Origin of the sequence: Clostridium sartagoforme AAU1 (genome assembly GCF_000401215.1) — a bacterium.
Classification (GTDB): Bacteria; Bacillota; Clostridia; order Clostridiales; family Clostridiaceae; genus Clostridium; species Clostridium sartagoforme.
Window position 1 is genome coordinate 1 of record NZ_ASRV01000030.1, and the last position, 9351, is coordinate 9351.

Sequence of the window (9351 nt, forward strand, 5' to 3'; positions counted from 1 at the left end):
ATAAATAAGTTCTCTATTAAATGATGAATATTTTATCTTATTAATTTTCACATAATCATTAAACTTATATATAAATTCTCTTGAAAAATGTCCATTACTATCTTCTAAATATATTTCCTTCTTCCCTAAGTCCGAATTCATGCAATTATCTTTATACTTATTAGTTATTGATAAAAATCTTTTTACGCTCTCTTTGGAAATTTTAAAGAATTCATTATAATTAAAAAACCCTTCATACAACACTGTAGTGGATAGAATATCATCTATACTAATACAATCCATATAAGCCTCCTTTAATTTTTATAAAGCCCCAATAAAATCCCTAAATTATTACAAATTACCCTATACTTATATTTTTATACTTTTTCTTATAATTTTAAAGTCCTATTTTCATCAAAAATAGTCATAAAAAATAGGACTAAAGTCCTAAATTTGTTTTTTTATTTAATTTTATAAAATTTATCATTAATTAAATCATTTTAATTAGCTCTTGCACTTCATTTTTCTCTATTATTCTCCATTGACCTAATTCTATATCTTTAGATGTTATATTAATAATTCGTATCCTCTCTAGCTTAATAACATTGTATCCAAAAGCCTTAGTCATCCTCCTAATTTGTCTATTTAAACCTTGAGTTAAAATAATACTAAATATATTTTTATCTATTCTATTTAATTTACATGGTCTAGTTATTGTTCCCAATATCTCAACTCCCCTAGACATTCTTTCAATAAACTCATCATCAAAGCCTCTATCTACTGTAACAATATATTCTTTTTCATGATAACTATCTGAAAATAATATTTTATTTGCTAATTCACCATCATTTGTCATTAAAATCAGTCCTTGGGAATCTTTATCTAATCTTCCAACAGGAAAAATATAATCCTTGTAATTTAAAAAATCAATTATATTATTTTCTATATCATTTGCTGAAGTGCAAACTACACCTGGTGGCTTATTCAATGCTATATATACCTTTTCTTTCGGATTTACTCTTTCTCCATCTAATAATATATCATCAATTTCCTCTACCCATTGACCTTGTTCACATAACCTTCCGTTAACAATTATCCTTTTATCTTTAATCCATCTATTTACTTCTTTTCTTGAACAATATCCATAATTACTTAGTAATTTATTTATCCTCACGATGCAAATTATCCTTTCTGTTTCTGATTTTTATATTATATACTTAATAGTTCACAGTTCACAAGAGACAGTTCTCAATTATCTATTATAAGGGGGAAACAGGGAACAAGTATTAAGGAACAGGGAACAAGTAACAGGTGTCAGGTGTTAGGAGTAGCAGATATCAGATTTCTGGGAACAAGTTTCATATTAATCCTTTTACCTGAGAAAATAGCTATGAATTGTGACTGTGAACTGAAATAAAATTGTATTTTTGTATTTCAGTCCAAATATATTTTCTTCGCACCATTTTTAATTGTTGTCATAAATGAACTGTGTTAAATTCATCTTAATAAACTTCTTAAGGAGGATACTATGAAGAAGAAAAAAAAAGTAATTTATTTATCAATATCAATAATTTTAATTTTATTTTCTATAATAATTTCTTTTAATTATTTTAAACAAAAAAACAAGGATTTGGAAAACAAAGCTTTCTCATGGGATAATGTTAGTCTTTATTTTGTGATGACTGATAGATTTTATGATGGCAATAAATCTAATAATAATTCCTATGGAAGGGTTGGGGTCGATTCTAAAGGATCTACTGTTGGAACTTTTCATGGTGGAGATATTAAGGGTTTAACTAAAAAACTAAAAGAAGGTTATTTTAGTGATTTAGGAATTAATGCAATTTGGATTACATCACCTGTAGAACAAATACATGGTTTTATATCTGGAGACTCTAATGGTTCCTTTGCTCATTATGGTTATCATGGGTACTATGCTTTGGATTGGACTTCAATAGATAAGAATATGGGGACTGTCCAAGAAATGAGAGAATTTGTTGACTTAGCTCATTCAAATGGAATAAGAGTTGTGTTGGATGTAGTAATGAATCATACTGGATTTTCTACCTTAAAAGATATGTCTGATTATGATTTTTCTCCAACAAAAAATGATACAGTTGATATTTCTAGTTGGACTCCTAGTGAAACTGAAAATTTTGATACTTATAATAAAACTATAGTAGATTATTCTGGTCATAAGGAAGAATGGGCTAAGTGGTGGGGTCCTGATTGGATAAGAGCCGGATTACCTGGATATACTCCTGGTGGTACAAATGATATCAACATGAATCTTTCTGGATTACCAGATATAAAAACAGAATCCACAAATCCTGTAGATATTCCACCAATACTTAAAACAAAATGGATAAAAGACTCTACAGAAAAAAATAATAAATGGATAATTCCTTCTGCTGAAAAATATAGAGAAAATTTAGATATAGCTCCTTCAGAGTATATAATAAAGTGGTTATCAGCTTGGGTAGAAGAATTTGGAATTGATGGTTTTAGATGTGATACTGCAAAACATATAGATATGTATAGATGGCAAGAATTAAAAGAAGAATCAAATAAAGCTTTAAAAACTTGGAGAGAAAATAATCCAAACAAGCCTGGTGCTAAATGGATTGATGACTTTTGGATGACAGGTGAAGTTTTTGGACAAGGAATTGAAAAAAATGAATACTACGCTAATGGCTTTGACTCTATAATAAACTTTAAGTTTCCAAAAGGTGATAGCCTAGATTCTCTTGAAGAAATTTATTCTGAATATGATGATAAAATAAATTCTGATCCTTCATTTAATATTTTAAGTTATATATCCTCACATGATACTGGATTAACTAGAGGTAATATGATAAATTTAGGTACAAAACTTATATTATCTCCAGGAGGCATAGAAATTTATTATGGTGATGAATCTAACCGTAAAGCTTCAACTAATACTATAACTACTGCTAAAGATCAACCTTCAAGATCTGATATGAATTGGGACACCTTAGATCAAACAGTTTTATCTCACTGGCAAAAGCTTGGGCAATTTAGATCTAACCATATTTCAATAGGAGCTGGTACTCATAAAAAATTACAAGACTCTCCTTATATATTTAGTAGAACTTATACTAAGAATAATATTAATGATAAAGTTATAATTGCTACTAACCTTTCTGGTGAAACAACTATAAATGTATCATCTATATGGGAGAATTCTACATCTATAAGAGATTTTTATACTGGAAAGAAGTACACTGTTAAGGATAATAAAATTACTGTTAACGCGGATATTAATGGTGTTGTATTACTGGAAAAAGTGGATAAGTGATATGAGGGAACATGGATTAGGTAACAGATGTCAGGTGGCAGGGATGAGAGAACAATTATTAATATTTAAACTTAATAATATTAGTTTAAAGCTATAATATGTATTAAACTATATATTTTGAAATTTATGTGTTTATTTAATTAAAATTTGTATAAAAAGTGGACATATGTAAATTGACTTATTTTGTCACTTCATTCCAAGTCAACGCTAACTTACATATGTCCACTGAAAAACTAAAGGAAGGAAATTATAGACCTACAACTTCTTTTATTGCTTCTACTACTCCATTATCATTATTACTTTTTGCAATAAACCTTGATACCCTTTTTAAATCATCATGGGCATTTTCCATAGCAAAGCTATAGTAGGCACTTCCCATCATTTCTAAATCATTAAGATAATCTCCAAATACCATTGTTTCTTTGTGATTTATATTTAACATGTCCTGAATTTTATTTATAGCAACTCCTTTATTAACTCCTTTAGCTGTTATATCAAGCCAAATTTCTCCTGAAACAGTAACTTGAAGCTTGTCTTTATATTCGTTATAGTATTTATCACTATTAAATTCAGAGCCCGAAAAATCGCATATAGTTACTTTAAGTATATCATCCTCAACCTTGGTCAAATCTTCAATTATTTCATATCTTTCATAATACTTCTTTGTTTCCTTTACTAATCTTTCTTCTCTACTTTCTATATAAGCTGATTTTTTACCACATACTATTACATATGAATTTTCTATAGTTCTACCGATCTTTATAAGCTCAACTGCTACATCTTTATCTAATGAATTGACTATAATTTCTTCTCCCTTATATACCACAAAAGTTCCATTTTCAGCTATAAACATCATGTTATCTTTTATCTTATCAAATCTCTTAAGTAAATTGTAATACTGTCTTCCACTTGCAGCTGCAAATATTATATCCTTCTCAATAAGCTTATTGAAAATGTCAAAAAACTCCTTATTTATTTCATTTTTTTCGTTTAATAAAGTTCCATCCATATCTGATGCTATAAATTTTATCATCTGATTTATCACTCCTATTTTAATATACCACTTTTACATTATGCTTTGCTAAGCCATCAATTATATCTTCTTCTGGTCTTTTATCTGTGATTATATAATCAATGTCATCTAATTCACAGAATTTATATGATCCATCACTATAAAATTTTTCATTAATAGTAATTAGATACTTCTTTTTACTCATTTTTATAATTGCTTCCTTTGTACTTACTTCATCTAAATTGAAATTACTAACAAAGTTATCTTCTATATTAATTCCACCTACACCAATAAAAGCTTTATCTATTTTAAATTTTTTAATTTCTTCCACAGTAAAAGCACCCATAGTTCCCCCTATTTTTTTATTATAAATTCCACCTAACTGTATTATATCAATATTTGGCATTGAATCAAATTCCATAGCTATTCTATTCATATTTGTTATCAATGTTATATTTTTTTAAATCCAGTCATCATAGTTGCAATAGTATAGTTAGTGCTTGAAATATCCATAAATATAACATCATTTTCTTGTATTTCATCCATAACTAATTTTGCTATTTTTTCTTTTTCTTCAATATTACTTATAATCCTTGAAGTAGTATTATCATTATGAATTATTTTTCTCTCTAGAATTGCTCCCCCATATGTTCTTTTTATGTTGCCTTCTTTTTCTAACTTGCTTAGATCCTTACGAATCATATCTTCAGAAACCTTAAATTTTTCACTTAGTTCTTTTACCCTTACCTTACCATCTTTTTTAATCATTTCTAATATATCTTCTAATCTTTCTTCCATAAACAATTGAATCACCGCCTCTTTATTGTTTGTTATTGTTTATTATTATTTTATATCATTTATTATTATTTTTCAATATTAAATAACTAGAAACATTAGACAATAATCTTTCTAAAAGAATAGGAACTGTATAATTACTTATTTTAATAAAGCATTATACAGTTCCTAAATATTAATTTTTAATTATTATAGTTAATAAAGCTAAACTCTTCACTTTCATCATCATTATTTTTTTTCTTAATTAATAAAAGTGATATTACAATTCCTATGATTCCAAATATCATAAAACCTATAAAAGTACCTGTTACCATAATAGATTCCGATAAAAACATAGGTAGTATCGTTGCTATAGTATTATTAACCATATGCATTATTATTGCTGGCCATAATGATTTTGTTTTATATGTCACATATCCAAAAATCAATCCTAACAATGTTGCATAAGAGCCTTGAATTAAGTTTCCATGAAATAAACCGAATAATACCGCTTGTATGATTATTGTCCAAGTGATAGATATATTTTTATTTAACGTTTTATATATTACACCTCTAAATAAGAACTCTTCTGCAAATGGAGCAACTATTCCTACTGTTATTATTGAAATAATTATACTTCCTTCCGCTAGTGGTGAAAGTATTTGATTCATGACATCGAAATATTTTGTAAGCAATCCTGCTTCTTCTATTAAACTTAATACTCCAGAATTAAATAGCCATACACATACTCCAAGAACTCCTGCAATAATAAGATTTATATTTTTTGTTTTAACTATTTGTAGTTCTTTTTTAGTACTTTTCTTTCTTACTTTATAAATCAGTAAAAATGTAAGTACTGTTATTATAGATGAAGCCAAAAGTATATAGTTTGTTAAACCTAGGATACTATTAGTCATGTCTTCTATATTAGGACCATTTGCGGTGATTTCATTTATATTATTAATTGTGTAAATAACTCCTATAGTACCTCCTACCACTACTGAAACTATTACTTGAATCAAAAACGCTAATAATAAATATCCTGCAGCCCCAAAAAAACTTTTAAATTTTCCCTTCATTTCTCCCCCTACCTTCTAGTATTATTTTTCATTAAATTTTATTAATTCTAATTATATACCATACTGTAATATTTATCCATATATTTATAAAAAATCAGCCTTTTACATAAAAAACTCTATTTTACCATACTTTCTCTTTATTTTTTCTCTCCCTTAGTTTAAAATTAAAAGTAAAACTAAGATACTATTTATTTCAGTTCACAGTTTCTGATTATAATCGGTGGGATGGAACAAGTAACAAGGAACAGAGAATTTAATTTTACAGAGTAAAAAGTCTTTAATTTTCGTTTTCACTACTAAATTTATAACCTGTTACCTACTACCTGTTACTTTATTCAAAAAACTGTTAACTGTGCACCAGGAAATTGCTTTGCGATTTAAGACTAATCATAAATATATAAAAATATGATTTAAAAGAAAAAAATAGTATATAACTAATATATAAGGTAATAAAAAGATAAATTTGTACAGGAGAGGTATGTATATGTCAAATGAAATTAACTCATCTAACTTTATAAGAAATATAATAATTGAAGACTTAGAAAGCAAAAAACATAATGAGATTATAACTCGTTTTCCACCTGAACCAAATGGATATTTACATATTGGTCATGCTAAGTCAATAGTTTTAAATTCAGGTCTTGCAAAAGAATTTAATGGAAAATTCAATTTAAGATTTGATGATACGAATCCAACTAAAGAAGATACCGAATATGTTGACTCTATTAAAGAAGATGTTAAGTGGCTTGGTGGTAATTGGGATAATATTTATTTTGCTTCAAACTACTTTGATATAATGTATGATAAGGCAAAACTTCTAATAAAAAAAGGATTAGCTTATGTTTGTGATTTAACACCAGAAGAAATAAGACAATATAGAGGAACTTTAACTGAACCTGGCAAAGAAAGTCCTTATAGAAATAGATCAGTTGAAGAAAATCTTGATTTATTAGAAAGAATGAAAAAAGGTGAATTTAAGGATGGAGAAAAAGTATTAAGAGCTAAAATAGATATGACTTCTCCTAACATAAATATGAGAGATCCTATTATATATAGAATCGCACATGCTGTTCATCACAACACTGGTGATAATTGGTGCATATATCCTATGTATGATTTTGCTCATCCACTTGAAGATGCAATAGAAGGAATAACTCACTCAATTTGTACTTTGGAATTTGAAGATCATAGACCTCTTTATGATTGGTTTGTAAGAGAATGTGAAATGGAAAGCACTCCAAGACAAATAGAGTTTGCTAGACTTAACATGACTAATACTGTTATGAGTAAAAGAAAGCTTAAACAACTAGTAGACGAAAATATAGTTGATGGTTGGGATGATCCAAGAATGCCTACAGTGTCTGGTTTAAGAAGGAAGGGCTATACTCCTGAAGCCATTAGAAACTTCTGCACGGCAATTGGAGTTTCTAAAGCAAATTCTCTTGTAGATTCTCAAATGCTTGAGTATTTTATAAGAGAAGATTTACAACCTAAAGCTAATGCTGCTATGGCAATCTTAAGACCATTGAAGGTTGTTATAACTAACTATCCAGAAGGTCAAAGTGAAATGCTACCAGTTCCAAACAATGCAAAAAATGAAGCAGCTGGTACAAGAGAAGTTCCATTCTCAAGAGAAATCTATGTAGAGCAAGAAGACTTTATGGAAGCACCTGTTAAAAAGTACTTTAGACTATTTCCAGGTAATGAAGTAAGATTAATTGGTGCTTACTTCATTAAGTGTAACGATGTAATAAAAGATGAAAATGGTAATGTTATAGAGTTACATTGTACTTATGATCCTGAAACTAAGAGTGGCTCTGGATTTACTGGAAGAAAAGTTAAAGGAACTATTCACTGGGTAGATGCAAAAACTGCTAAACCTGCTGAATTTAGACTTTATGAGCCATTAATATTAGATGATGCTCCTGAAAATGAAGGTAAGCATTTCTTAGAACAAATAAATCCTAACTCATTAGAAGTTTTAGAGGGATATATTGAAAATACTACTGCTAATATGGCTAAACCACAAGATAAATTCCAATTAGTAAGAAATGGTTTCTTCAATGTAGATCCTAAGTACACTACTGATGATAAGCTTGTATTTAACAGAATAGTTTCACTTAAGAGCTCATTCAAAATTAATAATTAAATAATTAAAGAATGAAAGAATTATAAAATTTTAGAGAGCTGCTGTTGTAGCTCTCTTTTTATAGTTTCTATTTTAAACCAATGTTGGTAATATATAGTATAAAAATTATAAATAAACTTATCCACTTTTAATTCGTAATAGTTTAATAATTATATAAAATATATATTTATAATATAATCCCAGGAGATATAAATATGATATCTCCCATAAAAATTAATAATTTTCAATCATGAAATTTTTCCACTCTTCAATAAATTCTTCTTCTGACAAATTTAAAATTTCATTTATATTTTTTACTCCAACATTATCTATTATTTCTAATAATTTATCATTCTCATACTTACTAATAACGAAATCAACTATAGCTCTATATGCTTGATATCCCCATTCATCAGTTACAGAACTTGAATTCTTTAATATTTTACTTAAGTCTGGAAGATTATTTGTTAATGCTGCCACTCTTAAAGCATTATTAGTTCTATAATATATATTATTATCAAAATATGTATTATAATATGCTATTCCCTCAGATAACCATTCATAAGCTGCATTATCCATAGAAACATTTCTAGCAGATGTTAACTTGTGAATTAATTCATGCCTAAATGTCTCCTTGATATCAGAACCATTCTGAATTTCTACTATATATATTCCTACTCCATTTGCTGCACCTAAAGGTTCTAAGCTTTTATATGATCCAAAATCTATAGCTGATGTTAAGTCACTAGATGTTTTATAAATCATAACATCTATTTTACTATCTATATCTACACCCATATTTTTTTCAAAGTCATCATATATTGAATTAATATATTTATTTAAATCTTTAATTTTCTTTATATTATCTTTAGTATAACTATAGTAAGTAAAGTTCTTTCCCTTTAAAACCTTATAAAGTTCTTTTTCTTTATCATAAGGTTTATAAAAATTAATAAATAAAATAACTCCAATTATAATAAAACTTAATAACAACCCTATTTTTAATTTTAAACTTTTCATATAACCTCCTATATATCATAAACCTATATATTTAATTTTT

The 9351-nt window shown here is 27.3% G+C and carries 9 protein-coding genes; 2 read left to right on the forward strand and 7 right to left on the reverse strand.

Annotated features, from left to right (window positions below; genetic code table 11):
* Both A500_RS02535 and A500_RS02540 read right to left on the reverse strand, forming a co-directional pair.
* A partial coding sequence (locus A500_RS02535; protein WP_016206018.1) for a hypothetical protein occupies positions 1–282 on the reverse strand: 282 nt, incomplete at its 3' end.
* Positions 283–469: 187 nt separating this feature from the next.
* The gene (locus A500_RS02540; RefSeq protein WP_016206019.1) at positions 470–1153 is read right to left on the reverse strand and encodes a pseudouridine synthase; all 684 of its coding nucleotides are present in this window, start codon (positions 1151–1153) and stop codon (positions 470–472) included.
* Positions 1154–1507: 354 nt separating this feature from the next.
* On the opposite strand from A500_RS02540, the gene A500_RS02545 reads away from it, so the two are divergent.
* Positions 1508–3298, forward strand: coding sequence for an alpha-amylase family glycosyl hydrolase (locus A500_RS02545; RefSeq protein ID WP_016206020.1), 1791 nt, complete (start codon positions 1508–1510; stop codon positions 3296–3298).
* A 247-nt stretch (positions 3299–3545) separates the two neighbouring features.
* Here the strand turns inward: A500_RS02545 and A500_RS02550 are convergent, their stop codons facing one another.
* From A500_RS02550 to A500_RS02560, 4 genes are all read right to left on the reverse strand, one after another.
* Complete coding sequence (locus tag A500_RS02550) at positions 3546–4331, reverse strand: HAD family hydrolase (RefSeq protein WP_016206021.1); 786 nt, start codon at positions 4329–4331, stop codon at positions 3546–3548.
* Positions 4332–4350: 19 nt separating this feature from the next.
* Positions 4351–4746: a DeoR/GlpR family DNA-binding transcription regulator gene (locus A500_RS21605; protein WP_278245071.1), complete on the reverse strand. Its 396-nt coding sequence runs from the start codon at positions 4744–4746 to the stop codon at positions 4351–4353.
* A gap of 14 nt (positions 4747–4760) precedes the next feature.
* Complete coding sequence (locus A500_RS21610) at positions 4761–5108, reverse strand: DeoR family transcriptional regulator (RefSeq protein WP_278245072.1); 348 nt, start codon at positions 5106–5108, stop codon at positions 4761–4763.
* A 179-nt stretch (positions 5109–5287) separates the two neighbouring features.
* Positions 5288–6163, reverse strand: a complete 876-nt coding sequence (locus tag A500_RS02560; RefSeq protein WP_016206022.1) for a CPBP family intramembrane glutamic endopeptidase — start codon at positions 6161–6163, stop codon at positions 5288–5290.
* A gap of 484 nt (positions 6164–6647) precedes the next feature.
* Here A500_RS02560 and A500_RS02565 point away from each other — a divergent pair, with 484 nt between their 5' ends.
* Positions 6648–8312: a glutamine--tRNA ligase/YqeY domain fusion protein gene (locus A500_RS02565; protein WP_016206023.1), complete on the forward strand. Its 1665-nt coding sequence runs from the start codon at positions 6648–6650 to the stop codon at positions 8310–8312.
* A gap of 213 nt (positions 8313–8525) precedes the next feature.
* Here the strand turns inward: A500_RS02565 and A500_RS02570 are convergent, their stop codons facing one another.
* Positions 8526–9311 (reverse strand): peptidase MA family metallohydrolase, encoded by a 786-nt coding sequence (locus tag A500_RS02570; RefSeq protein WP_016206024.1) that lies wholly within the window; start codon positions 9309–9311, stop codon positions 8526–8528.
* Positions 9312–9351 lie beyond the last annotated feature (40 nt).

Excerpts from the sequence above, each read along its gene's own strand:
- A500_RS02570 (WP_016206024.1), bottom strand. The coding sequence starts at position 9,311 with ATGAAAAGTTTAAAATTAAAAATAGGGTTGTTATTAAGTTTTATTATA.
- A500_RS02550 (WP_016206021.1), bottom strand. The coding sequence starts at position 4,331 with ATGATAAAATTTATAGCATCAGATATGGATGGAACTTTATTAAACGAA.
- A500_RS02565 (WP_016206023.1), top strand. The coding sequence starts at position 6,648 with ATGTCAAATGAAATTAACTCATCTAACTTTATAAGAAATATAATAATT.
- A500_RS21605 (WP_278245071.1), bottom strand. The coding sequence starts at position 4,746 with ATGAATAGAATAGCTATGGAATTTGATTCAATGCCAAATATTGATATA.
- A500_RS21610 (WP_278245072.1), bottom strand. The coding sequence starts at position 5,108 with ATGGAAGAAAGATTAGAAGATATATTAGAAATGATTAAAAAAGATGGT.
- A500_RS02560 (WP_016206022.1), bottom strand. The coding sequence starts at position 6,163 with ATGAAGGGAAAATTTAAAAGTTTTTTTGGGGCTGCAGGATATTTATTA.
- A500_RS02545 (WP_016206020.1), top strand. The coding sequence starts at position 1,508 with ATGAAGAAGAAAAAAAAAGTAATTTATTTATCAATATCAATAATTTTA.